Origin of the sequence: Parahaliea maris, assembly GCF_008064665.1 — a bacterium.
Taxonomy (GTDB): domain Bacteria; phylum Pseudomonadota; class Gammaproteobacteria; order Pseudomonadales; family Halieaceae; genus Parahaliea; species Parahaliea maris.
In genome coordinates this window covers 22,730-48,604 of record NZ_VRZA01000011.1, presented here as the reverse complement: position 1 = coordinate 48,604, position 25,875 = coordinate 22,730, and the positions used below count along the sequence as shown (strand labels likewise).

Here is a 25,875-nt window from a genome sequence, read left to right as displayed (position 1 = left end):
CGGCGCACTGGCAGTTCTCTGGCCAGGTATATGCATATAAAGGATCGTTATTTGTCGACAGGGTTTTGATTCATTAAAGTTTCGTCCCTGAACATGCCATAGACGGATCTTTTCGCTTTGCAACTGGACATCGAAGCTGCCAACGCCACTTTACGCGACGCCTCGCCGGAGGAAATCGTGCGCTGGGCGCTCGCTCAGGGCGGGCGTACGATTGCGACTACCAGCATGGGGCGCAACGCGGCGGTCATGCTGCACCTGGTGAGCCAGGTGGATGCCTCGGTGCCGACGATCTGGGTGGACACGGGCTACAATCTGCGCGACACCTATGTGGTCGCAGAGCGCCTGATTCGCGATCTCGACCTGAATATGCATGTCTATTCGCCCCAGATGACCTCGGAGCGTCGCAACGCGATTATGGGGGGAATTCCCACGGTCGACGAGGAAGAGCGCCATACTGAGTTCACCCGCCAGGTGAAGCTGGAGCCCTTCGATCGCGCGTTGACGGAGTTCAAGCCGGATATCTGGTTGACGGGTATTCGCCGGGAGGAAACGGAGCATCGCAAGACGCTGGATGTGGTGTCGATGGATGCCCGGGGCATTGTGAAGGTGGCGCCGATTTTCTATTGGAATGACGCCCAGGTTGAGGGCTATATGTCTCGCTTCCAATTGCCCACCTGCAAGCACTATTTTGATCCGACCAAGGTGATGGATGGGCGGGAGTGTGGGCTGCATACCGCGGCCTGAACATTTGACCTATCTCCGCAGCTCACAGTTGTAAGCCAGAGCCGTCCTACGTACTCTTCCCACTGATTTCTGACGCCGGTGCCAGCCTCGCCGGCGCCGATCCCCGGTACTGCCTTCCGGGACACGCTACGAGCACGTCCATGTGCGCTCGGCAGCGACCATCCCTGGTCGCTGACGGTCCCTCCAGGCAGCACCGGGGCTCGTCGCCTGATTGGGCACTCCGATTCTGATCCTGAAACCACAGATTTAGCAGGACTCTCTAATGCTCCCCCTCGACGAAGCCAAACAGCAGCTCACCGGCCTTATGACCGGTGAATCCGACCTGATCGCCAATGCCGCCAATTTCAGCGCCTTTCTCAATGAGCAACTGGAAACCATCAACTGGCTCGGCTTCTATTTCCTGAAGGAGGGCGAGCTGGTGCTCGGTCCTTTTCAGGGCCGCCCGGCCTGTGTCCGGATTCCGGTGGGCAAGGGGGTGTGTGGCACCGCTGTAGCGGAGCGTCGCACCCAGGTGGTGGCTGATGTGCACGCGTTTCCGGGGCATATCGCCTGTGATGTGCGCTCCCGCTCGGAAGTGGTGGTACCCCTGTGGCAGGGGGATGAGGTGGTCGGGGTGCTGGATATCGACAGTCCGGTAACGGACCGCTTTGACGCCGGTGATGTCGCCTATATCGAGGCCCTGGCAAGCTGCTTTTGTGAGCAGCAGTTCGCCTGAGCTATACTCTTCCCACGCACCGCGCAAACAATAAAATTACGGTGCGTGGGAGGATGTTATGGCGCAGCCCGCAAGGCCACGCTCGTGCTGCCAGCAACCCCGCTGGTGTCGCACTATTGTACTTTCTTTATTGAGTCTCTTTCTGGGCGCCTGCGCCCAGCAGCCGTCGATGGGCCCGGCCGTGGCGACCCTGTCTCCCCTGCAGTTGGAGCAGGAGGTTGTTACGATCCCGGATGCCGGGGCAATCCAGGATCCCGATCTGCTGGCACTCGACGACGAGATGCGAGCGTTTGTCAGGCGCTATGCCAATACCAGGTCTTCGGCGCGGGTGCGTCTGCTTACCTTGCACAGTGCGGTGAAGGGCGCCGGTATGTTGGGGATGCGCTATGACCCCTACGCCGACGGCAGTGCCCGTGAGGTGTTTCACCTCGGCGCGGCCAACTGCCTCAGCTACGCCCACCTGTTTGTGGCCCTGGCGCGGGAGGCCGGCCTCGATGCCCGCTACCAGTGGGTAGAGGTGCGCCCCGAGTGGACCCGGCTGGGCGAACGGGTTGCCCTGCGTCTGCACGTGAACGTGGTCGTGCGCCTGCCCGGGGGCGAGGAATACATGGTCGATATCGACCCGCTGCCCTCCCACGATGTGGCGGACAGCCGTGTTATCAGTGATGCCGACGCCCTGGCGCTGTATCACAACAACCTGGCCATGGAGGCGCTGGCGGCGGGAGACCTGGCGGAAGCCTGGCGCCGGGAGGTAAGGGCCCTGCAACTGAGTCCTGACATGGGTCACCTGTGGGTGAACCTCGGGGCGGTCTATCGCACCGCGGGCCAATACAGCCCGGCGGAGCAAAGCTACTTTGTGGCGCTGCAACTCAACGAGCGCGACCGCTCTGCCATGAACAACCTGATGGTGCTTTATGAGCGCGAGGGGCGCGAAAGTGACCAGGCGTACTGGGAAGAGCGGGTCGTCAGCTACCGCGAGACCAACCCTTACTACCACGCCTGGCTGGGCGACCAGGCCGGTGAAGCCGGCGATTGGGACGGGGCTCTCGAGCACTACCAGCGGGCACTGGAGTTGCGTGGTGAGGACAGCCGCCTGCTCTATGCTGTGGGCATCATCCAGTACCAGCGCGGCGATTTTGTTGCGGCGACGGACTTTATCGGCCAGGCCATCGACAATGCGACCCTGAAGGGCGAAGTCGAGGACTACCGCCTCAAGCTGGAAAGCATCCGGCAGGAGGCGCTGGTGACCCGCTAGCCCGGGTCACTCCTGCGGCAGGTCCACCCGGATGTAGGCGCGGCGGGTGAAGCGTCCGCTGAGGCGGGCGAAGAGGTCGCCAACACGCATTTGCAGGCCGTACTTTTGTCGCAGGGCCGCCAGCGCAGCGGCCTCCTCTGCCTTGCTCTCCACCAGCCAGGCCCTGGCTTCCAGCCAGTCGCCGGTGAGTTTCCCGGTGACAGTACAGGGTGCGATACGCGCCTCGCTGAAATTGCGCAGGCGTTTGACCTTGCCGGCATCGCCGGCGGAAAACAGGTAGTAGCAGTTGTCTGCAGGGGCAAACCACACCGGCGTGGGAACAAATTCACCCGAGCGCTTGCGTGTGGCGAAACTGATATAGCTGCCTCTCTCCAGAGCCTGAAGTGCCTTTGGCATAATAAGATGTCCCCTGGTTTGGTCTCGTGTGCTCCTGCGCTGGAAGCGCCGGCGGTACAACGTCTAAGCTGATTCTCTGACACTGGTTCCCGGCAAACAACAGGGCAGGTCCTGACGGGGCGCCGAATATGACAATAAAGGAGTTACACATGGCAGAGTTTGGTTTTGCATCGACAACCGATGAGGTCCTGGAGGGCATTTCGCTGGAGGGGCGCCTGGCGCTGGTGACGGGGGCGTCCTCTGGCCTGGGGTTGGAGACGTGCCGGGCTCTGGCAGCCCGCGGCGCCACGGTGGTCATGCTGGCCCGCAGTCGTGAAAAGCTGGACGCGGCTATCGCGGTGCTGGAGGCCGAGGAGTTGCCCGGTCAAATCGACAGCGCCCTGCTCGATTTGGCGGACCTCGACAAGGTGCGCAACTCTGCCGCCACTCTGCTCGATCTCTACCCTCAGGTTGACCTGCTCATCAATAATGCGGGAGTCATGGCCTGTCCGCTGCAGCGCACGGCCCAGGGGTTTGAGATGCAGTTCGGTACCAACCACCTCGGCCACTTCCTGTTTACCTGCCTGATGGCGCCGGCCCTCATGGCAGCGGCCGCCGCTGGCTCTGAACCGCGGGTCATCAACCTGAGTTCCGGCGGTCACCGTTTTGGCGCTTTCAATTTCGACGACCCGAATTACCGCGAGCGGGAGTACGAAAAGTGGCGGGCCTACGGTGAGTCAAAAACTGCCAATGTCCTGTTCAGTGTGGGCCTGGACGCCCGCCTGGCACCGTTGGGCGTGCGGGTGTTCGCTGTCCACCCCGGCATGATCATGACCGAACTCGGTCGGCATATGGACGAAGCGGATATGGAGGCCATCAGGGCCCGGGCAGCCAGCCGGTCGGCCGCAAGCGGGCAGGAAACGGGCGGCGAGCCACGCAGCCTGTTCAAGTCCATTCCCCAGGGCGCGGCTACCTCGGTCTACGCCGCCACATCACCGGCGTTGGCCGGTATCGGGGGGCGCTACCTCGAAGACTGTCATCTGGCAGAAGAAGCGGGCAAGGAAACCGCCGGCGGGGTAGAATCCTATGCCACCGACCCGGCCCTGGCCGAGCAGCTCTGGCAGCTCTCGGAAGCGCTGGTCGGTGAAAGTTTTACCTTTGACCAATAAGAGAGACCGGGGATGACAACACGGGCAAGCGGCTGGCGGGCACTGGCTGCGCTGGCACTGACCTCACTGCTGGCGGCGGGCCTGGCAAGAGCGGATGATCGCACCGAGATCGAAAGCAAGAGCCAGGCGGCGCTGGCCAAGTTGCGCCAGCACGCGAAGGAAATCGATAAACTGATCCAGCGTGCCAGTGGTGTCCTGGTGTTCCCCGACGTGGTGGAGATGACCTTCGGCGAACGCGGGCGCTACGGTGAAGGGGCCCTGTTGATCAAGGGCGAGCCGGTGGCCTACTACGCCTCCGCTGGAGCGCCGCACAACATGAAGGACCAGGGCGGGCGCAAGGTCGAGGTCCTGTTGTTCATGGATCAGCAGGCGCTGATCGATTTTCGCAACACCATCAACTGGAAAGTGGGGGTGAGCGAAGGGGTCACCAAGGTGCGGGTCGACGAGCGCGGCAGGCTGGAAACGGCCCGCAATACCCCCCCGGTGCTGGGTGTCAGCTTCAATGACGCCGGCGTGCTGGGCAACCTGGACCTGAACGGCACTACCATCAACCGGATCGCCCGTTAGAGTCCTCAGCTGGACGGCCAAGAACCGGTGGCCGTCGCTGGCGGCGCCGGCGCGGTTTCGGTATCCTCCGCGCGTCAACACCCCAGTGGAGAGTCCCCCCAATGTCACAGTTCATTTCCGTTGCCGCCGCCCTCCGTGGCGAGGTCGCCACAGGCGCTACCGTCGAGGTGCGCGGCTGGTTGCGCAGCAAGCGCGACTCCAAGGCGGGCATCTCGTTCCTGGCGGTGCACGACGGATCGGCCTTCGACGCCATCCAGGCGGTCGTGCCCAGCAGCCTGGAGAACTATGAATCCGAGGTACTGAAACTGTCCACCGGCTGTGCGGTGACGGTGGTGGGCGAACTGGTGGAATCCCAGGGCAAGGGCCAGAGTGTGGAAATCCAGGCTACTGAAGTGACGGTGCAGGGCTGGGTAGACGACGCTGAGTCCTACCCTATCGCCAAGAAGCGTCATACCTTTGAATACCTGCGAACCCAGGCTCACCTGCGGCCGCGCACCAATACCTTCGGTGCCATCACCCGGGTGCGCACCACCCTGGCCAACGCTATCCACAACTATTTTTACGAGCGCGGCTTCCACTGGATCAATACCCCGATCATCACCGGCAGCGACTGTGAAGGTGCCGGCGAGCTGTTCCGGGTCAGCACTCTGGACGCGGTGAACCTGCCCCGTGGTGCCGACGGGCAGCCGGACTACAGTCAGGACTTTTTCGGTGGCGACGCCTTCCTCACGGTGTCCGGCCAGCTCGAAGTGGAGTCCTACTGCCTGGCCATGAGCAAGGTGTACACCTTCGGCCCGACCTTCCGGGCGGAAAACTCCAACACCAGCCGCCACCTGGCCGAGTTCTGGATGGTGGAGCCGGAAATCGCCTTTGCCGACCTGAGTGACAACGCCTCCCTCGCGGAGGACCTCCTGCAATACCTGTTCACCCGGGTGCTCGAGGAGCGCGAGGACGACATGGCCTTCTTCCAGCAGCGCATCGACAACACGGTCATCGACCGCCTGCGCAGCGTGATCGACAACCGTTTCGAGCGCATGGAATATTCGGAGGCCATTCGCATCCTGGAAACCTGCGGTGAGAAGTTCGAGTTCCCGGTCAGCTGGGGTATCGACCTCGCCTCCGAGCACGAGCGCTACCTGGCGGAGAAGCACGTCGGCCGCCCGGTGGTGCTGATGAACTACCCGAAAGACATCAAGGCCTTCTATATGCGCCTCAACGACGACGAAAAAACCGTGGCAGCCATGGATGTGCTGGCGCCGGGTATCGGGGAGATTATCGGCGGCAGCCAGCGCGAGGAGCGCCTGGACGTGCTGGATTCCCGCATGGACGAACACCTGAGAGAAGAGCTGTGGTGGTACCGCGACCTGCGCCGCTACGGTACGGTACCCCACGCCGGATTTGGCCTGGGTTTCGAGCGTCTGCTGAACTATGTGACCGGCATGGAGAACGTCCGCGATGCGATTCCCTTCCCGCGGACTCCTGGTAACGCCGCATTTTGAGAAAAACGCACAAAAAATAAGCAAATCCGTGAATATTGCCTAAAATTTATCCAGAGCAGAGGCCCGGCTGGGCCATACTGATTTTCTACAAAGATAATGGAGAGGTGTCGTCCCTGGCGGCACCGGGAAAAGGCAATCATGGCACAGGCAATGCCGCAGCGGGGTAGTGAAGCCCCCTGCGCTGATTCACCCCGAAATGACCCGCCCCGCAACAGCGAAGAAATGATCATTGTCGACACCTTCACCCGCCTGATATTTGGCGATGGTGGGGAGTACGATGTCGCGGAGTTACGGGTTATCGAGGCCCTGCGCGAGGTGGAACCGGATGTCGCGACCGACGACCTCTACGCCATGGGTGAGTATCTGCGTGCGCTTGGGGTGGCCGAGATGGTCAGCCTGGTGGCGCGGGTCCAGCACAGTGGTTTGATGTTCACGACGCCCGCCGCCCCTGAGACGGCGCCGGGTGAGCGGGCGGGGGCCTGTTAACCCCGCGCTGCCTTCCCTCGGGCCTCGGCCCTGTTCTCTGACGTCGCAGTAATCCCCAACGACATCCCCGGCTGGACTACCCCGGCAGGGAGGGTCAGGCCTTTGCCGGCTTGGGCGGTTTCAGGCCACAGCCCTCAACGATGACAAACTGGCTGAGGTAGCCCGCTTCCTCGTCGCTCCCTGAGAACCGCACTTCCACCGACTGTTCCAGCTGGAAGCGCCGTGTGGTGCTGGTCAGGCTGGCGGTCCACTTGTCGTAGCTGAACTTTTCCGGGTCCTTGCGCAGGTCCACGAAGCCCTCCAGGCCGTTGTCATTCAGGCGTACATTAAAGCCGCTGCTATTGATATGGGCCACGGTGGCCTGGTACGTACGGCCCGGTTCCGCGGTTTCCAGCCGCTGCAGATAGCGGCTGGCCAGCCAGCGTTCCGCCTCGTTGGTGGCGTTGCGGGCATTGGCCAGTTGCTCCCGCAACTGGCCGAGGTCGGTCTGTTCGTCCGGCGCGATCTCCTCGCCCAGTACCACGGCCTTGATTTTCAGGTGGACCAGGAAGTCCACGTACTTGCGCAGGGGGGAGGTGCAGTTGGTGTAGCACTCCAGCGCCATGCCCATGTGCAGGCCGGGCTCGGTGCCGAGCTCGGCCCGGGTCAGCAGGCGGTTGACCATGGCGCGCAGGGGCAGGTCGCTGCCTCCGGCGGCCAGGGCGCGCATGATGTTGCGGTAGCCCGAGCGGGTGGTCGGGTCCAGCTCGGCCACTTCGGGGGCGTGCATGGCCAGGAATTTGCGAGTCTCCTCCAGGCGGTCGGCACGGAAGCCGGCATGGCGCACGAAGGGGCCGCTGACCTTGTGCTCGGCCAGGAAGCGTGCGGCGCAGCGGTTGGTGGCCACCATGCACTCTTCCACCAGCTTCTGCGACAGCAGTTTCTCGTAGGGCTCGATGTGGTCAATCTGCTTGTTGTCATCCAGCACCCAGCGAAACTCCTGACGATCTTCCATCACCAGTTCCTGGGTTTCCCGCCGCGCGCGCAGGGCGCGGTAAACCTGGTAGAGGGCCTCCAGTGGACTGGCGTGGCTCATCAGTTCGTCGGCCTGGCCGTTGAGGTAGCGGTCCACTGCGTAATAGGAGAGCTTGGCCCGGGACCGCACGCTGGCCACCAGGAATTCCGCCTCGCCCACTTCACCGCTGTCGCTGACGGCAATGCGGCACACCAGCGCCGGCCGGTCCACGCCCTCCGACAGGGCACAGGTGTCCTGGGACAGGGCCTCGGGCAGCATCGGCAGGATGTCGCCATGGAAGTACACCGAGGTTCCGCGGGCGGCCACGTCCCGGTGCAGTTGCGAATCGGGGGTGATGTAGGCGGTCGGGTCGGCGATGGCCACGTAGAGGGTCCAGCCGTCGTTACTGACTTCGGCGTAGAGGGCGTCGTCGATGTCCTGGGTCTTGGCGGCGTCGATGGAAATGAATTCCAGTGCCGTCAGGTCGGTGCGTTTGTCGCCGGTCAGTGGGCTGGCCTGCTCCAGGCAGGTGTCCAGGTCCTTCTTTGCGCTCTGGCTCCATTCGCTGGCCAGGTGGTATTTGGCCATGCAATAGAGGTTTTCGATCCCCGGGGTATCGTCGTTGCCGAGTACCGCCAGGATCTTGGCCTGGGGTTTGCCGTCGCGAATGGGGTGGCGCAGGATCGCACAGCGCACGTAATCCCCCTCCTTGACGCCATTGCGGGCGTGGGGGGGAATGAAAAGCCAGCGCTTGAGCTGGGGCAGGTCGGGCTGCACGAAAAAGGCCTTGCCCTTGCGTACGCAGCGGCCGGTGAAATCGGTGAGCGGGCTATCCAGCAGCTTTTCGATGTCGGCGACAGTCTTGTTGTCCTTGGCGGGCCGGATACAAACCTGGACGCGGTCGTCGGGGAAGGCCTTGAGCATCTCGTCCGGGGGGATGAAAATTTCCCGGCCGTCATCCAGGACGGCGAAGCCATAGCGGGCCTGTGTGCCCTTGACCACGGCCTCGGCCCGCTCTTTCTCGGCCTCCATTTGCGTTTTGAGGCCCTTCAGCTGGGCGAGCGAGTCCTGATTGAGCATTGCGGATACAGAGTCTTACATAATGGGTACACAAGCGGGCTATCCTAGCGGAAAAGGGGCTCCCTGTCAGTGACCATGACCGGATGAAGCGATTCCCGTGATCCGTCGTTGACAGTCGCCGGCGGCGGGCCTAATAATCGGGGGAACGTCGCTGCACAGCATCCGGGAACCGCCTTTTGAAGAATTTCCGGACCCCGGCCGGCCCCTGCACCTGTTCCGGTCCGGAGTCTTACCTACAGCGCCAGCCATATCGTACAGAGTTTTCACCGCTCGGAATCGACTCGGCCTACCCTCCGCACGCCGCGGTCTCAACGCCGAATCACTCACGGACCGCTCCGGGCGGGACCCTACACCCCTCCTTACCACTCCAGACCCGGCTTCGCGCGCCGGCCCCCGCTGTACTCCCAGCACTCTCCTCACCTCCGACGAGAGCAGCAAGCATTCCAGACTCAATCCGTATGAGGAATCCTTCATGGACTCAGGCTCCACCCTGCGCATAGAAAAACCGAACCTGAAACCCGTCATCAAGAAGACCTACGTTCTGGATACGAACGTCCTGTTGCACGACCCCACCGCCATAGCCGCCTTTAACGAGCACCACGTGGTCATCCCGATGACGGTGCTGGAGGAACTCGACCACATCAAGGACCGCCGCGACAAAACCGTGAGCCGCGAAGCCCGCATAGCCATCCAGATGATCGACAAGGTAGTGGACGCCGCCTCACCCCAGGAGATCCAGGAGGGGGTGGAGGTCCCCGGGAGCAATATCGAGGGCATTCTCGGCACGTTGGCGATCTACCCGGACCAACTGCTGACTGACAGCTCGGAGATTCCCTTCCTCGACGCCACCCAGGACCAGGCCAACGACAACCGCATCATCAATGTGGCCCTGCGCCTGCAGGCCGAGCGACCCAATGAGTTCGTGTGCCTGATCACCAAGGACATCAACATGCGCATCAAGGCCAAGGGTTCCGGCCTGTTGCACGTGGAGGACTACCGCCGCGACCGGGTGCTGGACGACATCGACCTGCTGGCCAAGGGCTACGAACACCTCGAGGGCGATTTCTGGGCCGGTATTTCGGAGGTCGACACCCTGCGCGAGGGGGACTGCACCCTGCACCGGGTGCCGCGCAAGTCCCTGCCCCAGGCCTACCCCAACATGTTCCTGTTCGACGACAACGACTTTATGGCCTTCGTGAAGCGGATCGACAGCGACTATGTGTACCTGCGTTGTGACAGCCGCGACAACCTCATGCACCGCCGTTTCTGGGGCCTGGCCCCGCGCAACCTGGAGCAGGCCATGGCCATGGCCCTGCTGGAGGATGACAACGTCGACATGACTGTGATGACCGGCCCCGCGGGTTCCGGCAAGACCCTGCTGGCGCTGGCCTATGGCCTGCATGCCATTCTCGAGCAGAAACGCTACAACAAGCTGATCGTGGCCCGCTCCACCCCGCCCATCGCCGAGGATATCGGTTTCCTGCCGGGTACCGAGGAGGAGAAGATGGCCCCCTGGCTGGCAGCTTTCGACGACAACCTGGAGATCCTCCACGGCGCCGACGAGTCCTGCCACGGCAGCATCGAGTACGTGAAAGAACGGGCGAATATCCAGTTCAAGTCGCTCAACTTCATGCGCGGGCGCTCCTTCAACAACGCCTACATCATCATCGACGAGAGCCAGGGCCTGACCCAGTTCCAGCTCAAGAGCGTGATCAGCCGGGTGGGAGCAGACTCCAAGATCGTGGTGCTGGGCAACCTGGCGCAGATCGACAACAAGTACATCTCACCACTGACCTCCGGCCTGACCTACCTGGTCGAGAAGACCAAGGCCTACCCTCATGCCGGCATCATGCACGTCAATGGCATCGTGCGCTCGCGGCTGGCGGCCTTTGCCGAGGAAAATCTCTAGGGCCGGGTTTATTGCGCCTTTCTGCGGCGGTCACGGGTGCTACACTAGCGCCCGCGGCCGACCCCGCACCGCATAACAACAAACTGCAATCAAGGATATCCCTGGCGCCATGGATTCGCTGTTCATTGCTTTTCAGCACATTGTTCCCCAGCACCTGCTGTCCCGACTGGTGGGCTGGCTTGCCGAGTTGCGCTCGCCCCTGTGGCTCAAAAACTGGGTGATTCGCCGCTTTGTCGGCCATTTCGACGTCAACATGAGTGAGGCGGCGGAGTCGAACCCGGAACGCTACGAGAATTTCAACGCCTTCTTCACCCGGGCGCTGCAAGAGGGCGCCCGCCCGATGGCAGACGCCGCGGTGGTGTGCCCGGCCGATGGCGCCATCAGCCAGATCGGCAGTATCGAGGAGCACAGTATTTTCCAGGCCAAGGGCCGGCGCTATTCGACCTGGGCATTACTCGGTGGCGATACGGAGCGGGCGGCCCAGTTTCACAACGGGCGCTTTGCCACCATCTACCTGTCACCCCGGGACTACCACCGGGTCCACATGCCGGTGGCCGGCCGACTGCTGGCAACGCGCTACATTCCCGGCGATCTTTTTTCGGTGAACAACACGACGGCAGACAATGTCGACCGCCTGTTTGCGCGCAATGAGCGGCTGGTGTGCTACTTCGATACGGCCTGTGGTCCGATGGCTATGGTGCTGGTGGGCGCCATGATCGTGGCGGGCATCGAGACTGTGTGGTCGGGCCAGGAGGCGCCCCCGCCACGCCGGATCGCCCACCGTGACTACGCCGCCCCGCCGGAATCCGTCCAGTTGGAGCAGGGTGCGGAGATGGGGCGTTTCAAGCTGGGCTCCACGGTAATCCTGCTGTTTGCCGACGGTGCGGTCAGCTGGGATGAGGGTTACACCGCCGGTAGTACCACCCGGCTCGGTGAGGCGCTTGCCACAGCAGGCTAGCGCTGCCGCCTAGCCAGGGCCGCCCTGGCCCTCGTCCAGGCTGGCGACAATACGCCGGTAGCTCGCCAGGCGCTCGGCGCTGATCTCGCTCTGTTCAACCGCCTGGAGGATTGCGCAGCCCGGCTCCTGCTGGTGCTGGCAGTCGCGGAAGCGGCAGTGGCCCAGGTGCCGCCGAAACTCACGGAACCCCAGCTCTACCTGTTCCCGGGTCATATGCCACAGGCCAAATTCGCGAATCCCGGGGGAGTCGATCAGGCTGCCGCCGCAGGGCAGGTGAAAGAGCTGGGCCGTGGTGGTGGTGTGGGTGCCTTTCTGGGTCAGTTCCGACAGGGCGCCGACCCGCAGGTCCAGGCCGGGCAGAAGGCTGTTGACCAGTGAGGACTTGCCTACCCCCGACTGGCCGACAAAGATACTGGTGTGTTCCAGCAGGGCCGCTTGCAGCGACTGGGTGCCTCCCTCCCGGGCCGAGACCCGCAGCGTGCTGTAGCCGAGGTCGCTGTAGGGTTGCAGCATTGCAGCCAGTGCACTCGCCAGTTCCGGTTCAGCCTCCAGCAGGTCAACCTTGTTCAGTACCAGTACCGGCTCGATACCCACGGTTTCGCTGGCCACCAGGTAGCGGTCGATCAGGTTGGCATGGGGTTCAGGCCGCGCCGCGACGACAATAAAAATGCGGTCGATATTGGCGGCTACGGGCTTGAGCTGGCCGTAGTTATCCGGCCGGCACAGCTCACTGTCACGGTCCAGTTGGGCGACAACCACCCCGGTCGGGTCGCCGTCGCACCAGATCACCCTATCGCCGGTCACCAGGCTGCCCAGGTTGGCGCGCAGGTGGCAGCGGCGGGTTTCACCGGGTGCGGACTCCACCTCTACCTGGGTGCCGAAGTGGGCCACTACCAGGCCCTGCTGCTCGGGCCCGAGCGCACCGCCGCCCAGGTTTTCCTCGGCGATATCCTCCCGGCGGCGGGCGCGTTCTGCGCGTTCCTCCTGGATTTTTTTGACCCGCCAGGCCTGTCGCCGGCTGAGTTTGCGTTTTCCCATCGCGCCATTATTCGCGGCGGGTAGAAATGGCGCAAATACTATTCGACCCCCGATTTGTTAAACTGGCGCCAAAACCAAGGGGACAGGGCATGCAGAATCCAGCCAACCTGATCTGGATTGACCTGGAAATGACCGGGCTGGATCCGGATCGTGACGTCGTTATCGAAATTGCCACCATTGTCACCGACAGCGATCTGAACACCCTTGCCGAGGGGCCGGTGCTGGCCCTGCACCAGAGCGATGAGCGCCTGGCGGCCATGGATGAGTGGAATACTACCCACCATACGGCGTCGGGCCTGGTGGAGCGGGTCCGCGCCAGTCGTGTCGATGAGGAGGAGGCCGCCCGGCAGACCATCGAATTCCTGCGCCAGTGGGTGCCAGCCGACGCTTCACCCATGTGTGGCAACAGCATCTGCCAGGATCGCCGTTTCCTGGCCCGGCACATGCCGGAACTGGAGCGTTACTTTCACTACCGCAACCTCGACGTAAGCACCCTGAAAATCCTGATGCAGCGCTGGCGGCCAGAGCTCGACGCCGGGTTTCGCAAGACCGCTGCCCATCTGGCGCTGGACGATATTCGAGAATCGATCGACGAGTTGCGCTATTACCGGGCGCATTTTCTGCGTACCGAGGCTTGAACTCGCCCGGGTTATCGTCAATATTGGCAAGTGTTCGCTAATAATCAGCGTGCCTGGCCGAGCTGCAAGCTTGCAGCGAGCACTGTGGGGGTGTAGGCGGCAGGTGCGAATCAGGGGAGAGTGTGAAAGTGGTGAGTCAGCGTTGCGATGGACGGCTGTTGGCGTTTCCTGAATACACCCCGGACGCAACGGCGCCTCACGCGCTCGCGCGGCTTGCCAACAAGGATTAAGACCCGGTGAGTGGCGGCATTAATTCGTTTCTCAGAGAGCTGAAGCGACGCAAGGTCGTCCGTACCTGCGCGCTGTATATCCTGGTCTGTTGGGGTGCGTTGCAGGTGGGGGATATCGTCTTCCCGGCCATGGGGCTGGACGATGAAGTGGCCTCACGCTATCTACTGGTTGGCGCAATCCTCGGTTTTCCCGTCACCTTCGCCCTGGCGTGGTTTTTCCAGATCACGCCCCAGGGGATCGTCAAGACTCCGTCGTTCGTCGAGCGGCGGGTACTGACCAATATCTCTCCCATCAACGACCGTCGCGGCAAGGCCGTGTCGACCTACTTTCGCCGCGGTGAGGAGCATCCCGACTTTCGCTGGGTGCTCTCTGCGGAAACCGGCCCCCTGTCCGGCCTGAGCTTTGGCGTGACCCGGCCCCTGACCATGGGGCGAGCCCTGGACTGCGATGTGGCGGTGGTGAGCCCCCACGTGTCCCGCATGCATGCAAGGCTGGACCTGGAAGGCGATCGGTTGTTTATCGAGGACCTGGGGTCATCCAACGGCACCGTGGTCAATGGCAAGGAGACCCAGGGTCGCCACCGCCTGCAAAACGATGACGAAGTGCGCTTTCACGACATCATTTTCCGTGTATCGGAGCACTTCAGCGGAGGCCGCGCGGAACACGACGCCATGAGCATGACCACGTTCATCGACACCACCCGGCACGACATGAAAGCCGGGGACGGCCCGGACGAGGACAAGACCAGCTAATCCCCCTGGGTCCCCCGGTGGCGCGCCAGTGCCCACTCCACATGTTCCCTGACCAGTGCTGAAGGATGCTCCCGGCGGCTGTCGAGTGCGGCCATTATTGCGGGGCTCCCGGGAGCGTTGCCCAGGGCGACGGCGAGATTGCGCAGCCAGCGCTCGTGTCCGATGCGCCGCAGGGCAGAGCCCTCGGTGCGCGCCAGGTAGGTCTCTTCATCCCACAGGAACAGCTCTACCAGATCCGGGGCATCCAGATTGTGGCGGGGGCGGAAGTCGCTTTCCGCCGTAGGGCGGGCAAACTTGTTCCAGGGGCATACCAGTTGGCAGTCGTCGCAGCCGAATACCCGGTTGCCCATCAGGGGGCGTAGCGCCGGGTCGATGGGGCCGTCGTGCTCGATGGTCAGGTAGGAAATACAGCGCCGCGCGTCGAGCTGGTAGGGGCCGACAAAGGCGTTAGTGGGGCAGACGTCCAGGCACGCGGTGCATGTACCGCAGTGTTTGCTGGTCTGCGGCGGCCCGGCGGGCAGGGGCAGGTCGGTATAGATTTCCCCGAGGAAGAACCAGGACCCGGCCTTGTCGTTGATCAGCATGGTGTTCTTGGCGATCCAGCCCAGGCCCGCGCGTTCGGCAATTGCGCGCTCGAGTACCGGCGCGCTGTCGACAAAGGCGCGGAAGTGTCCACCGCCAGCCTCCTGTTCGATGCGTCTGGCCAGCTGGGCGAGGCGCTTGCGGATCAGTTTGTGGTAGTCCCGCCCCAGGGTGTAGCGCGAAATATAGGCCTGCTGTGGGTTGTCCAGAACCGCCAGCGGCTGGGTGTCGTTCTGGTGGTAGTCCATGCGCAGGCTGAGGACACGACAGGTTCCCGGTACCAGCCCTTCCGGGCGACTGCGTTTGCTGCCGTGGCGGGCCATGTAGTCCATGCTGCCGTGATAACCCGCATCGAGCCATTTCTGCAGGTACTCGCGGTGTTCGCCCAGGTCGACATCGGCCACGCCGACCTGCTGAAATCCCAGCTCCGCCGCCCAGGCGTGGATTCGGCCCAGCAGATCCTGTTGCGCTTCCGGGGACAGGGTGGGTGTGTCAGTTGTTGGCTTGTCCGGGGTCATCGGGCTGTGACGAAATTGGCCTGGCGCCTATAATTTGCCGGCACAGGGCCGGGAAGGCCCAATTCTATCAGACGGGTCTGTCAGAGAGGGCGCCTCGCCATGCCGCGAGCTGTCCTTCCCGCAGACATAACCGAAGGAAGCCATGTTCGACTACAGCGCACAGCAGGGCCTGTACAGTGCCGAAGAGACTCGCGCGCTGGACCGCCACGCCATCGAGTTCGGGGGGATTCCCGGGCCAATATTGATGGCGCGCGCGGCCGCGGCCGCCTGGGAGTCACTGCTGGCGCGCTGGCCCGACCCGGCCCGGGTACAGGTAATCTGCGGCACCGGTAATAACGGCGGTGACGGCTATCTACTGGCGGATATCGCCCACAAGCGCGGCTACCCGGTGATGGTCTGGCAGCTGGGGGACAGTGCGCGGATTAGCGGTGATGCCCTGCATGCCCGTAACCAGGCCCTGGCCAGCGGCGTGCCTGTCACCCCCTGGCACCAGGGTTGTCTCGAACCGGAGGGGGTGCTGGTCGACGGACTGCTCGGCACCGGACTCGGGGGCGAGGTGCGGCCCGTCCAGCGCGAGGCTATCGAGGCGATCAACGCCTCCGGGTTGCCGGTGCTGGCGCTGGATATTCCCTCCGGCCTGTGTGCCGACACCGGCCGTGTACTCGGTGTGTCGGTGAGGGCCAGTGCAACCATCACCTTTATCGTCGCCAAACGTGGGCTCTTTACCGCGGCTGGGCCGGGTCACTGTGGTGAACTCGAGCTCGCCGATCTCGCCGTGCCCCCGGGTTTGATCCGACACCTGCCCCCCGGGGTGCGCCGGCTGGAGATTCGCAGTCTGCTGGCCCAGCTTGCGCCGCGCCTGCCCGATACCCACAAAGGACACTGCGGCCGGGTGCTGGTGGTTGGCGGTGATCACGGGATGGGAGGCGCGACCATCATGGCGTCGGAAGCGGCCCTGCGCTGTGGTGCTGGCCTGGTGAGCGCTGCCACCCGGGATGTCCACGTGGCGGCGCTGCTGGCGCGGCGTCCCGAAGTGATGGCTCATGCGGTGCGCGGTGGCCAGGACCTGGCGTCCCTGGTTGCCGGGACCGACGTGCTGGCACTCGGTCCCGGTCTCGGCCAAAGCAGCTGGTCGGAGCAATTGTTCCAGACGGCCTGCGCTCAGGCGGCCTGCAGTGGTGACGCCGGTGCGATGGTGCTGGACGCGGACGCCCTGAATCTGCTGGTGCGCGGTTGCGGTGGCGTGACACCGCCGCGTGACAACTGGGTGCTGACCCCGCACCCGGGGGAGGCGGCGCGCCTGCTGGAAACCGATACTGCCTCGGTCCAGGCCGATCGCTATGCCGCGGCCCGGGCCCTGCAATCGCGCTACGGCGGGGTGGTGGTGCTCAAGGGCAACGGCACCCTGGTGTGTGGCGCGGAGCTGCTGTTGCTGAGTGACTATGGCAATCCCGGGATGGCCAGCGGGGGTATGGGGGATGTGCTGAGCGGTGTCATCGCCGGCCTGCTGGCCCAGGGCCTCGCGCCGGTCGATGCCGCCGCGCTTGGCGTGTGCCTGCACGGTGCCGCGGCGGATCACGCCGCGGCCGCGGGGCAGCGCGGATTGCTGGCAGCGGACCTGATGGCGCCGATGCGGGAGCTGTTGGGATGAGCGGAGGTGCGCAGGGGGCGCGGCAGGTCGAGGCCCCTGATGAAACAGCCATGGTGGCGCTGGGCGAGGCTCTCGCGCGGAACCTTGCTCCGGGGCTGGTGATCTACCTCGAGGGCGACCTCGGCATGGGCAAGACCACCTTCAGCCGGGGGCTGATCCAGGGCCTCGGGCACAGCGGTGCGGTGAAGAGCCCCACTTACACCCTGGTCGAGCCCTATGAGCTACAGGGGCTCGATGTGTATCACTTCGACCTCTACCGGCTCGGGGATCCGGAGGAGCTCGAGTTCATGGGGATTCGCGATTACTTCCGCCCCGATGCGGTGTGTCTGGTGGAGTGGCCGGGGCGGGGGCGTGGCGTTTTGCCCCCGGCAGACATTGGGATTACCATAAGCCCAGCGGGATTGGGCCGCCAGCTTGAGGTGTGTGCCAACACGGTGTTGGGGAATACCGTGCTGGGGCGGTGGCTAGGGGCCGCCTGAGCCCGGGGACCACGCTCGATAACGAGAATGGCTTGGAGTGATATGGGCAGGGTGTGCTGGACCTTTGCGGTCCTGTGGTGGCTGGCGTTCGTTTCTGCCGTTCCCGCGTGGGGGACGGAGGTGCACGACGTCCGTCTCTGGCGCGCGCCAGATCACACCCGGGTGGTTTTCGACCTGACCGGGCCCGCCGAACACCGGCTCATCACCCTGGAGAACCCCAGCCGGATTGTGCTGGACATCAGCGATGTCAGCCTCAAGGCCAGCCTGGCCAGCCTCAAACTCGACAAGACCCCGATTGGCACTATCCGCTCCGGTATCCGCGAGGGTGACGACCTGCGGGTGGTCTTCGATATGAGCGAGGAGGTGAAGCCCCGCAGTTTTGCCCTCAAGGCCAACCAGCAGGCGGGTGATCGCCTGGTACTGGACCTGTACGACCTGCAGGCCGCCAGCCAGAGTGAGCCGCAACCGGTCAGGAAACAGGTGGACGCCAACGGGCGGCGCGACCTGATCGTGGCCATTGACGCCGGTCATGGTGGCGAGGACCCGGGGGCGCTCGGCCCCAACCGCCTGCGCGAGAAAGATGTCGTGCTGGCCATTTCGAAAGAGCTGTTCAGGCTGTTCGAACAGGACAGCGGCTTCAAGCCCACCCTGATCCGCAGCGGTGATTACTACGTCAGCCTGAAGGGGCGCCGGGACCTGGCCCGCCAGCGTCAGGCCGATCTGTTCGTTTCCATTCATGCGGATGCGTTTACCAAACCCCAGGCCAATGGCGCCTCGGTGTATGCCCTGTCCACCAAAGGCGCCACCAGTACCGCTGCCGGTTACCTGGCCCAGCGCGAAAACGCCGCCGACCTGGTGGGCGGTGTCAGCCTGTCGGACAAGGACGACGTGCTCGCGGGCGTGCTGGCCGACCTGTCCATGACCTCCACCCTGGATACCAGCCTGAAAATGGGCGGGCGGGTGCTGTCGCGCATGGATACCATTGCCCGCCTGCACAAGCGCAGCGTGGAGCAGGCCGGTTTCGCAGTGCTGAAATCACCGGATATTCCCTCGATCCTGGTAGAGACCGGGTTCATTTCCAATCCCAGTGAGGCCCGCCGCCTCAATACCCGCAGCTACCAGAAGCAGATGGCCAGTGCCATCCACAGCGGCATCCGCGACTGGTTCAGCCAGCATCCTCCGGCGGGTACCCTGCTGGCCTGGCAGAAACAGCAGGGCGCGCAGCAGTACACCATTGCCCGGGGTGATACACTGTCGGGTATCGCCCAGCGCTTCAACGTCTCGGTCACCGACCTGAAGAGCGCCAACGGCATGTCCGGCACCCGCATCATGGTCGGGCAGACGCTGAAAATACCCACTAGCTGATCCAGAGCACCCCAGACCGATCCCATGGCTCGAATACACTGCCTCAGCCCGAGGCTCGCCAACCAGATTGCCGCCGGTGAGGTGGTCGAACGCCCCGCCTCCGTGGTCAAGGAGGTGCTGGAAAACGCTGTCGACGCCGGCGCCACCCGTATCGACGTGGATGTGGAAGAGGGCGGCGTCAAGCTGATCCGCATCCGCGACAACGGCCAGGGCATGGAGCCGGAGGATTTACCCCTCGCCCTGGCGCGTCACGCCACCAGCAAGATCAGTTCCCTGGAAGACCTCGAACGGGTCGGCAGCCTCGGTTTCCGCGGCGAGGCCCTGGCCAGTATCGGCTCGGTGTCGCGCCTGACCCTGACCTCCAACCACCGGGACGACAGCAGTGAAGGCAGCAGCGCCCTGTGTGAGGGGCGGGACATGGAAGTGACGGTCAAGCCGGCACCCCATCCCCGGGGCACCACGGTGGAAGTGCGTGACCTGTTCTTCAATACCCCGGCGCGGCGCAAGTTTCTGCGCACCGAAAAAACCGAGTTCAACCACCTCGAGGAGGTGGTCAAGCGGCTGGCCCTGTCCCGCTTCGATGTCGGCTTCAGCCTGCGCCACAACGGCCGCGGGATTCACAGCCTGCGGGCCGCCGATAGCACCGCAGAGCGTCAGCGGCGGGTGGCGACAGTTTGCGGCCCGGCCTTCATGGAGCAGGCGGTGTACGTGGAGCACGAGCGCGGCGCCCTGCGTCTGTGGGGCTGGGTCGGCCTGCCCACCTTCTCCCGCAGCCAGGCGGACCTGCAGTACTTTTTCGTCAACGGCCGGGTCATTCGCGACAAACTGGTGGCCCACGCCGTCAAGCAGGCCTATCGCGATGTGCTGTACCACGGCCGCCACCCGGCATTTGTACTCTACCTGGAACTGGACCCGGCGCTGGTGGACGTCAATGTGCATCCCACCAAGCACGAGGTGCGTTTCCGCGACGGCCGGGAAGTGCACAACTTTATCTTTTCCAGCCTGCACAAGGCGCTGGCGGATGTGCGGCCCGGGCAGCCCGGCGTCGAGGTGCCAGTGTCAGAGGACGGGGCGCGAACGGGAGAGACCGTGGACCTGCAGACCGGGGAGATTCGCAGTCAGCCGGCCCTGGCCTGGGGCAGCCCCGGCGCTGCGCCGCTGGGCAGCGGGCGCGCCATGCCGGCTGGCGGCTACAGTGCCCCGGCGGTGTCGCCGGCGCGTACCGCGGAGCAGGTGCGGGCCTACGGCCAGTTGCATCCGCCCGCGGCTCCCCTGCCGGAGTCCGAGGCCGAGGAAGTGCCCCCGCTGGGCTACGCCCTGGCCCAGCTCAAGGGCATCTACATTCTTTCCGAGAACGCCCACGGCCTGGTGCTGGTGGATATGCACGCCGCCCACGAGCGCATCACCTACGAGCGCCTGAAACAGGCCCGCGACGCCGAGGGTATCCGCAGCCAGCCCCTGCTGGTGCCCCAGGCGGTGGCGGTAAGCAGCCGCGAGGTGACCCTGGCCCAGGAGCACGCCGGGCTGTTTGAGCGCCTGGGCCTGCAGGTGGACAGCGCCGGCGAGGAGAGTCTGCTGATCCGTCAGATCCCGGTGGCCCTCAGGGACTCCAACGTCGAACAGTTACTGCGTGACGTGCTGTCGGACCTGGCGGAGTACGGCAGTTCCGACCGTATCGAAGCCCACATGGACGAAATCCTCTCGACCATGGCCTGCCATGGCTCGGTGAGGGCCAACCGGCGCCTGACGATTCCCGAGATGAACGCCCTGCTGCGCGACATGGAAGAGACCGAGCGTGCCGGCCAGTGCAATCACGGCCGCCCCACCTGGACCCAGTTGGGTCTGGACGAGCTCGACCGTCTGTTTCTGCGCGGCCGCTGAGCCGATGGCTGAGCCAGTGGACACAACCCGCCCCCGGCTGATCTGCCTGATGGGCCCCACGGCTTCGGGCAAGACCGATCTCGCCATCGACCTCGCCCGGGTGCTGGACTGTGAACTGGTGAGTGTCGATTCCGCCCTGGTGTACCGGGGCCTGGATATCGGCAGTGCCAAGCCGGACTACCCCCATCACCTGGTGGATATCCGCGACCCCGACCAGCCCTATTCGGCGGCCGATTTTGCGGCAGATGCCGGGCGGGTGGTCAACGACATCGTCGCCCGGGGTAAAACCCCGCTCCTGGTGGGGGGCACCATGCTCTATTTTCGTGCCTTTCTGGAGGGGCTGGCGGACATGCCCGCGGCCGACCCCGCCATTCGGGCTGCGATTGAAGCGGAGGCGGCGGCGCAGGGCTGGCCCGCCCTGCACGCGCAGTTGCAGGAAGTCGACCCCGAAGCCGCCGCGCGCATCCACCCCAATCACTCCCAGCGCCTGTCGCGGGCCCTGGAGGTCTATCGCAGCAGCGGGATTCCCATCAGTGAGTGGCAGCGGCGCCAGCAGGGTGGCGGTGCGGCCAGCCGCTACCGACTTTGCCAGCTGGCAATCTGTCCGCGGGACCGGGCCGTGCTCCACCAGCGCATTGCCCTGCGCTTCGAGCAGATGATGGCGGGGGGCTTCCTGGACGAGGTCCGCGCGCTGCATGCCCGTCCGGAACTGCATCCGGAACTCCCCGCGATACGGGCTGTGGGCTACCGCCAGCTGTGGCACTACCTGGATGGCGACTGCAGTCTGGAAGAGGCGGTGGAGCGCGCTGTCGCCGCCACCCGCCAGTTGGCCAAGCGCCAGTTGACCTGGTTGCGCAAGTGGCCGGGCCTGAACTGGCTGGAAACCGACGCCGCCGGGAACGTTCTGCCACCCCTGCGGTCACATTCAGCGGTGGAGCAGTGCGTGGAGAATCTTCTTCAACAGGCCTTGAAATTTATTGACGAGGCCCCATTTCACTGATGTTGGAGTGATCTATACTGTTCCACTGTGCGTTATCATCCCCTGAACAGGGTAGTTGGCGCCGACGGAAGACCCGATGTCATCCCCGGTGGGGGGCCGTTGACACCACCGGATTGAACAAGAGGTCGTTTTTTCATTTTTTGGGCTCGAGTTGAGCCGACCGAGGAGAGAGTTATGTCAAAAGGGCACACTCTACAAGACCCTTACCTGAATATTCTGCGTAAGGAACGCGTTCCCGTTTCGATTTACCTGGTAAACGGCATCAAGCTGCAGGGCCAGATCGAATCCTTTGACCAGTTTGTGGTACTGCTGAAAAACACCGTCAGCCAGATGGTGTACAAGCATGCCATTTCCACCGTTGTCCCTTCCCGCGTGGTGCGGCTGCCGATGCAGAATCCGCCCGAGGAAGAGGGTGGAAACTGAGCCCCTTCGCCGCGAGTGGCATTCGCCACTCGCGGCTCTGAAGTGACTTACCGAGGTTCCATTGTTTTTTGACAGGCCCGAATCGGGCGAACGGGCTGTGCTCGTTCACCTGAACCTCGCAAGCGAAGCAGAGCGGGAAGATCCCCGTGAATTTGAGGAACTGGTGCTGTCCGCGGGCGGCGACCCGGTGGCATATGTCATGGGGCAGCGCGATGTACCGCACTCCCGCACCTTCGTCGGCAAGGGCAAGTTGGAGGAGATCGCTGCCGAGGTGGCGGCCCTCGATGCCGAAGTGGTGATGTTCAATCACGCCCTCAGCCCCAGCCAGGAACGCAACCTCGAACGGGAACTGAAATGCCGGGTGCTTGATCGCACCGGGCTGATCCTGGACATCTTCGCCCAGCGCGCCCGCACCCACGAGGGCAAGCTGCAGGTCGAACTGGCCCAGCTACAGCACATGAGTACCCGCCTGGTGCGAGGCTGGACCCACCTGGAACGGCAAAAGGGTGGTATCGGCCTGCGCGGCCCGGGTGAGACCCAGCTGGAGACTGACCGCCGGCTGCTGCGCGCCCGCATCAAGTCGATCACCGCGCGTCTGGAAAAGGTGCAGCGCCAGCGCGACCAGGGGCGTCGCTCCCGCCGCCGGGCAGAGATGCCGACGGTGTCGCTGGTGGGCTACACCAACGCTGGCAAATCGACCCTGTTCAATCGCCTGACCGAGGCCGAGGTGTACGCCGCCGACCAGTTGTTCGCCACCCTCGATCCCACCCTGCGCCGACTGCAACTGGAACAGGTGGGGCCGGTGGTGCTGGCCGACACGGTGGGTTTTATCGCGCACCTGCCACACAAGCTGGTAGAGGCCTTCAAGGCCACCCTGGAAGAGACGCGCAATGCCGACCTCCTGCTGCACGTGATCGATGCGGCCTCGGAAGAGCGGGAGGACAACATCCACCAGGTGGAAGATGTGCTGGAAGAAATCGGTGCCAGCGACATTCCCCGGCTGCAGGTATTCAACAAACTCGATCTGCTGGAGCAGCCTGCGCGTATTGATCGCGATGAGGCCGGCCGGCCGCAACGGGTGTGGCTGAGCGCCGTGACCGGTGAGGGGTGTGGCCTGTTGCTGGAGGCGGTGGCGGAACTGGTAGGCGAGGACATGGTGCAGGAAGAGTTGAGCCTGCTGCCGGACCAGGGCGGTCTGCGCGCCGCCCTGTATCGCATGGGGGCGGTCCAGTCGGAAGCCTATGGCGACGATGGCGTGGCGCATCTGCATGTGCGCCTGCCCCGTTCGGACTGGAACCGGTTGATGAAAAAAGGGCCGGAGCCGCTGTTCTGAGGCACTCGAAAACACAGGCAGGCGATGTGCTCCGCGCCTGTCTACCCCAGCGAATAATGTTAGACTTCGAGCACTTTCACACTAGGAGACAGGTATGTCCTGGAATGAGCCGGGCGGTGGCAACAACAAGCCCAGGGACCCCTGGGGCGGGGGCGATCAGGGGCCACCCGATCTGGACGAGGCATTGAAGAAACTGCAGGAGAAGTTCGGCGGTTTGTTCGGTGGTGGTCGCGGAGGCGCTTCCTCCGGCGGCTCCGGAGGTGGCCTGTCAGGCTCCCTCCTGCTAGTGCTGCTCACCGGTGCGCTGGTGGTGTGGGCACTGATGGGCTTCTACCAGGTGGACGAGCAGGAGCGCGCCGTCGTGTTGCGCTTTGGTAAGTACCACGTGACCGCCCAGCCGGGTCTGCGCTGGAATCCGCCGCTGATTGACGAGGTGGTCAAGGTCAATACCACCAAGGTGCGTGCCGCCAGTTTCCGCGAAATCATGCTGACCAAGGACGAGAATATCGTCGAGGTCCGCATGTCGGTGCAGTACGTCATTGACGACCCCACCAAGTTTGTCCTGAAGGTGCGGGCACCGGAAAATTCCCTGCAACACGCCGCCCAGAGCGCCGTGCGCCACGTGGTCGGCGATACCCGCATGGATCTGGTGCTCACCGAGGGTCGGGCCCAGATTGCCACGGATGTCCGCAGCCGCCTGCAGAGTTATCTCGACCTGTATGAAACCGGTATTCGCGTGTCCAAGGTGAACGTGGACGAATCCAAGCCCCCGAGCCAGGTCCAGGCCGCCTTTGATGACGTGATCAAGGCACGGGAGGACGAGGAGCGCCTGAAGAACGAGGCACAGGCCTACGCCAACGGCATCGTGCCCGAGGCACGCGGTCGCGCCCAGCGTCAGATCGAGGAGGCCAGCGCCTACAAGGAGCAGGTGATCGCCAACGCCGAGGGTGAGGCGGAGCGCTTCAGCAAGCTGCTGGCGGAGTACAACAAGGCGCCCGAGGTGACCCGCGAACGCCTGTACCTGGATGCGGTGCAGGGCGTGTACTCCAGCACCAGCAAGGTCATGGTTGATGTGGAGGGTGGCAATAACGTGATGTACCTGCCCCTCGACAAGCTGGCGGAGAAGTCGGGCGTTACCGGCGGCAGCCGCCGCCTGCAGATCGACAGTTCCAATATTCGCGAGTTGACCAATGCCGTGGCCGAGCAGATGCGCCGCGACGACGCCAGCTCCAGCAGCCGCCGGGGAGGACGCTGATATGTCAGGACGCAATGTGACCATCATCCTGCTGTCGGTGCTGGTGCTGTTTGTGGTCAGTAACTCCGTGTTTGTGATTCGCGAGACCGAGCGCGCGGTGATGCTGCAGTTTGGTGAAGTGGTCAATCCGAACATCGAGCCGGGCCTGCACTGGAAGATTCCCTTCGTCAACAACGTGCGCCGCTTCGACGGCCGGGTGCTGACCGTGGACTCACAGCCCGAGCGCTTCTTCACCCAGGAGAAGAAAGCGGTGATTGTGGATTCCTACGCCAAGTTCCGGGTCGCGGACACGGCCAAGTTCTACACCGCCACCAACGGTGAAGAGACTCGCGCCATGGGCCTGCTGTCCCAGCGCATCAACGACGGCCTGCGCAACCAGGTGGCCGTGCGCACCATCCAGGAGGTGGTGTCCGGTGAACGTGACCAGCTGATGGAGAACATCACCAACAAGCTCAACGAGGTCGCCCTGACCGAACTGGGTGTCGAGGTGGTCGATGTGCGGGTCAAGCAGATTGACCTGCCGCCGGACGTTTCCGAGTCGGTCTACCGGCGGATGAACGCCGAGCGGGAGAAGGAAGCCCGTGAGCACCGGTCCCAGGGTCAGGAGCTGGCCGAGGGGATCCGCGCTGCCGCCGATCGTGAGGTGACGGTGATCGAGGCCAACGCCTACCGGGATGCGGAGCTGATTCGCGGTGAGGGCGACGCCCAGGCCACCGCCATCTACGCCGGCGCCTTCAACGAGGATCCGGAGTTTTACTCCTTTACCCGCAGCCTGCGGGCCTACCGCGAGGCCTTCCAGGATAGCGGCGACATGCTGCTGCTGCGTCCGGATAGCGAGTTCTTCCGCTACCTGAAGGACCCCAAGGGCGGGCAGTAATACCCAAATAATCACAGGTACCTCTCGCGGTGCCTGTGGTAGTATTCCGCAACCGTGAGCACTGGTGTTTTTTTAAAGCACCAGCCCCTCGCGGTTTTTTT

At 63.9% G+C, this 25,875-nt stretch carries 24 protein-coding genes; 20 read left to right on the top strand and 4 right to left on the bottom strand.

The features are described 5' to 3' along the window. Positions 1 to 117: 117 nt before the first annotated feature. From FV139_RS20165 to FV139_RS20155, 3 genes are all read left to right on the top strand, one after another. Entirely contained in the window at positions 118 to 744 is a 627-nt protein-coding gene (locus FV139_RS20165; protein ID WP_148070299.1) for a phosphoadenosine phosphosulfate reductase domain-containing protein, read from the top strand. 262 nt (positions 745 to 1,006) lie between these two features. Beyond that, the gene (locus FV139_RS20160) at positions 1,007 to 1,459 is read left to right on the top strand and encodes a GAF domain-containing protein (protein WP_148070298.1); all 453 of its coding nucleotides are present in this window, start codon (positions 1,007 to 1,009) and stop codon (positions 1,457 to 1,459) included. A 169-nt stretch (positions 1,460 to 1,628) separates the two neighbouring features. Continuing rightward, positions 1,629 to 2,714, top strand: coding sequence for a transglutaminase domain-containing protein (locus FV139_RS20155; protein WP_148070339.1), 1,086 nt, complete (start codon positions 1,629 to 1,631; stop codon positions 2,712 to 2,714). Positions 2,715 to 2,720: 6 nt separating this feature from the next. Here FV139_RS20155 and FV139_RS20150 read toward each other — a convergent pair whose 3' ends face one another. Continuing rightward, on the bottom strand, positions 2,721 to 3,110 hold the full coding sequence (locus FV139_RS20150) for a PPOX class F420-dependent oxidoreductase (protein ID WP_148070297.1): 390 nt from the start codon (positions 3,108 to 3,110) through the stop codon (positions 2,721 to 2,723). Between the two features lie 149 nt (positions 3,111 to 3,259). Between FV139_RS20150 and FV139_RS20145 the strand changes: the two genes are divergently transcribed. The 4 genes from FV139_RS20145 (at position 3,260) to FV139_RS20130 (ending at position 6,810) form a co-directional block, all read left to right on the top strand. Further along, on the top strand, positions 3,260 to 4,258 hold the full coding sequence (locus FV139_RS20145) for an SDR family NAD(P)-dependent oxidoreductase (RefSeq protein WP_148070296.1): 999 nt from the start codon (positions 3,260 to 3,262) through the stop codon (positions 4,256 to 4,258). Positions 4,259 to 4,270: 12 nt separating this feature from the next. Beyond that, on the top strand, positions 4,271 to 4,825 hold the full coding sequence (locus FV139_RS20140; protein ID WP_148070295.1) for a lipid-binding SYLF domain-containing protein: 555 nt from the start codon (positions 4,271 to 4,273) through the stop codon (positions 4,823 to 4,825). A gap of 101 nt (positions 4,826 to 4,926) precedes the next feature. Further along, entirely contained in the window at positions 4,927 to 6,324 is a 1,398-nt protein-coding gene (gene asnS / locus FV139_RS20135) for an asparagine--tRNA ligase (RefSeq protein WP_148070294.1), read from the top strand. Positions 6,325 to 6,462: 138 nt separating this feature from the next. Further along, the gene (locus FV139_RS20130) at positions 6,463 to 6,810 is read left to right on the top strand and encodes a hypothetical protein (RefSeq protein WP_148070293.1); all 348 of its coding nucleotides are present in this window, start codon (positions 6,463 to 6,465) and stop codon (positions 6,808 to 6,810) included. A gap of 94 nt (positions 6,811 to 6,904) precedes the next feature. Here FV139_RS20130 and FV139_RS20125 read toward each other — a convergent pair whose 3' ends face one another. Further along, positions 6,905 to 8,884 carry a ribonuclease R family protein gene (locus FV139_RS20125; protein ID WP_148070292.1) on the bottom strand — a complete coding sequence of 660 codons (1,980 nt, stop codon included), beginning with the start codon at positions 8,882 to 8,884 and terminating at the stop codon, positions 6,905 to 6,907. 472 nt (positions 8,885 to 9,356) lie between these two features. Here FV139_RS20125 and FV139_RS20120 point away from each other — a divergent pair, with 472 nt between their 5' ends. Both FV139_RS20120 and asd read left to right on the top strand, forming a co-directional pair. Then, a complete protein-coding gene (locus FV139_RS20120) occupies positions 9,357 to 10,793 on the top strand; it encodes a PhoH family protein (RefSeq protein ID WP_148070291.1) in 1,437 nt (478 codons plus the stop codon). Between the two features lie 109 nt (positions 10,794 to 10,902). Further along, positions 10,903 to 11,751, top strand: a complete 849-nt coding sequence (gene asd / locus FV139_RS20115) for an archaetidylserine decarboxylase (RefSeq protein ID WP_148070290.1) — start codon at positions 10,903 to 10,905, stop codon at positions 11,749 to 11,751. A gap of 9 nt (positions 11,752 to 11,760) precedes the next feature. On the opposite strand, the gene rsgA is transcribed toward asd, so the two are convergent. Then, positions 11,761 to 12,789: a small ribosomal subunit biogenesis GTPase RsgA gene (rsgA, locus tag FV139_RS20110; protein WP_148070289.1), complete on the bottom strand. Its 1,029-nt coding sequence runs from the start codon at positions 12,787 to 12,789 to the stop codon at positions 11,761 to 11,763. 89 nt (positions 12,790 to 12,878) lie between these two features. Here rsgA and orn point away from each other — a divergent pair, with 89 nt between their 5' ends. Together orn and FV139_RS20100 are read left to right on the top strand one after the other, a co-directional pair. Then, positions 12,879 to 13,427 carry an oligoribonuclease gene (orn, locus tag FV139_RS20105; RefSeq protein WP_148070288.1) on the top strand — a complete coding sequence of 183 codons (549 nt, stop codon included), beginning with the start codon at positions 12,879 to 12,881 and terminating at the stop codon, positions 13,425 to 13,427. A 236-nt stretch (positions 13,428 to 13,663) separates the two neighbouring features. Beyond that, positions 13,664 to 14,410, top strand: a complete 747-nt coding sequence (locus tag FV139_RS20100; RefSeq protein ID WP_235898742.1) for an FHA domain-containing protein — start codon at positions 13,664 to 13,666, stop codon at positions 14,408 to 14,410. Here FV139_RS20100 and queG read toward each other — a convergent pair. Beyond that, complete coding sequence (gene queG / locus FV139_RS20095) at positions 14,407 to 15,510, bottom strand: tRNA epoxyqueuosine(34) reductase QueG (RefSeq protein WP_148070287.1); 1,104 nt, start codon at positions 15,508 to 15,510, stop codon at positions 14,407 to 14,409. The two genes, FV139_RS20100 and queG, sit on opposite strands and share 4 nt — an antisense overlap. A 142-nt stretch (positions 15,511 to 15,652) precedes the next feature. On the opposite strand from queG, the gene FV139_RS20090 reads away from it, so the two are divergent. From FV139_RS20090 to hflC, 9 genes are all read left to right on the top strand, one after another. Next, the gene (locus tag FV139_RS20090) at positions 15,653 to 17,161 is read left to right on the top strand and encodes an NAD(P)H-hydrate dehydratase (RefSeq protein ID WP_148070286.1); all 1,509 of its coding nucleotides are present in this window, start codon (positions 15,653 to 15,655) and stop codon (positions 17,159 to 17,161) included. Beyond that, complete coding sequence (gene tsaE / locus FV139_RS20085; RefSeq protein WP_148070285.1) at positions 17,158 to 17,640, top strand: tRNA (adenosine(37)-N6)-threonylcarbamoyltransferase complex ATPase subunit type 1 TsaE; 483 nt, start codon at positions 17,158 to 17,160, stop codon at positions 17,638 to 17,640. The genes FV139_RS20090 and tsaE overlap by 4 nt, the downstream gene beginning before the upstream one ends. Before the next feature lie 27 nt (positions 17,641 to 17,667). Beyond that, entirely contained in the window at positions 17,668 to 19,005 is a 1,338-nt protein-coding gene (locus FV139_RS20080; RefSeq protein ID WP_235898741.1) for an N-acetylmuramoyl-L-alanine amidase, read from the top strand. Positions 19,006 to 19,029: 24 nt separating this feature from the next. Beyond that, on the top strand, positions 19,030 to 20,886 hold the full coding sequence (mutL, locus tag FV139_RS20075) for a DNA mismatch repair endonuclease MutL (protein ID WP_148070284.1): 1,857 nt from the start codon (positions 19,030 to 19,032) through the stop codon (positions 20,884 to 20,886). Between the two features lie 49 nt (positions 20,887 to 20,935). Continuing rightward, positions 20,936 to 21,886: a tRNA (adenosine(37)-N6)-dimethylallyltransferase MiaA gene (miaA, locus tag FV139_RS20070; protein ID WP_213004192.1), complete on the top strand. Its 951-nt coding sequence runs from the start codon at positions 20,936 to 20,938 to the stop codon at positions 21,884 to 21,886. Between the two features lie 174 nt (positions 21,887 to 22,060). Beyond that, the gene (gene hfq, locus FV139_RS20065; RefSeq protein WP_116367153.1) at positions 22,061 to 22,309 is read left to right on the top strand and encodes an RNA chaperone Hfq; all 249 of its coding nucleotides are present in this window, start codon (positions 22,061 to 22,063) and stop codon (positions 22,307 to 22,309) included. A gap of 61 nt (positions 22,310 to 22,370) precedes the next feature. Continuing rightward, complete coding sequence (gene hflX, locus FV139_RS20060) at positions 22,371 to 23,642, top strand: ribosome rescue GTPase HflX (protein ID WP_148070282.1); 1,272 nt, start codon at positions 22,371 to 22,373, stop codon at positions 23,640 to 23,642. A gap of 94 nt (positions 23,643 to 23,736) precedes the next feature. Beyond that, the gene (hflK, locus tag FV139_RS20055) at positions 23,737 to 24,897 is read left to right on the top strand and encodes an FtsH protease activity modulator HflK (RefSeq protein WP_148070281.1); all 1,161 of its coding nucleotides are present in this window, start codon (positions 23,737 to 23,739) and stop codon (positions 24,895 to 24,897) included. 1 nt (position 24,898) lies between these two features. Beyond that, a complete protein-coding gene (hflC, locus tag FV139_RS20050; protein ID WP_148070280.1) occupies positions 24,899 to 25,774 on the top strand; it encodes a protease modulator HflC in 876 nt (291 codons plus the stop codon). Positions 25,775 to 25,875: the final 101 nt, after the last annotated feature.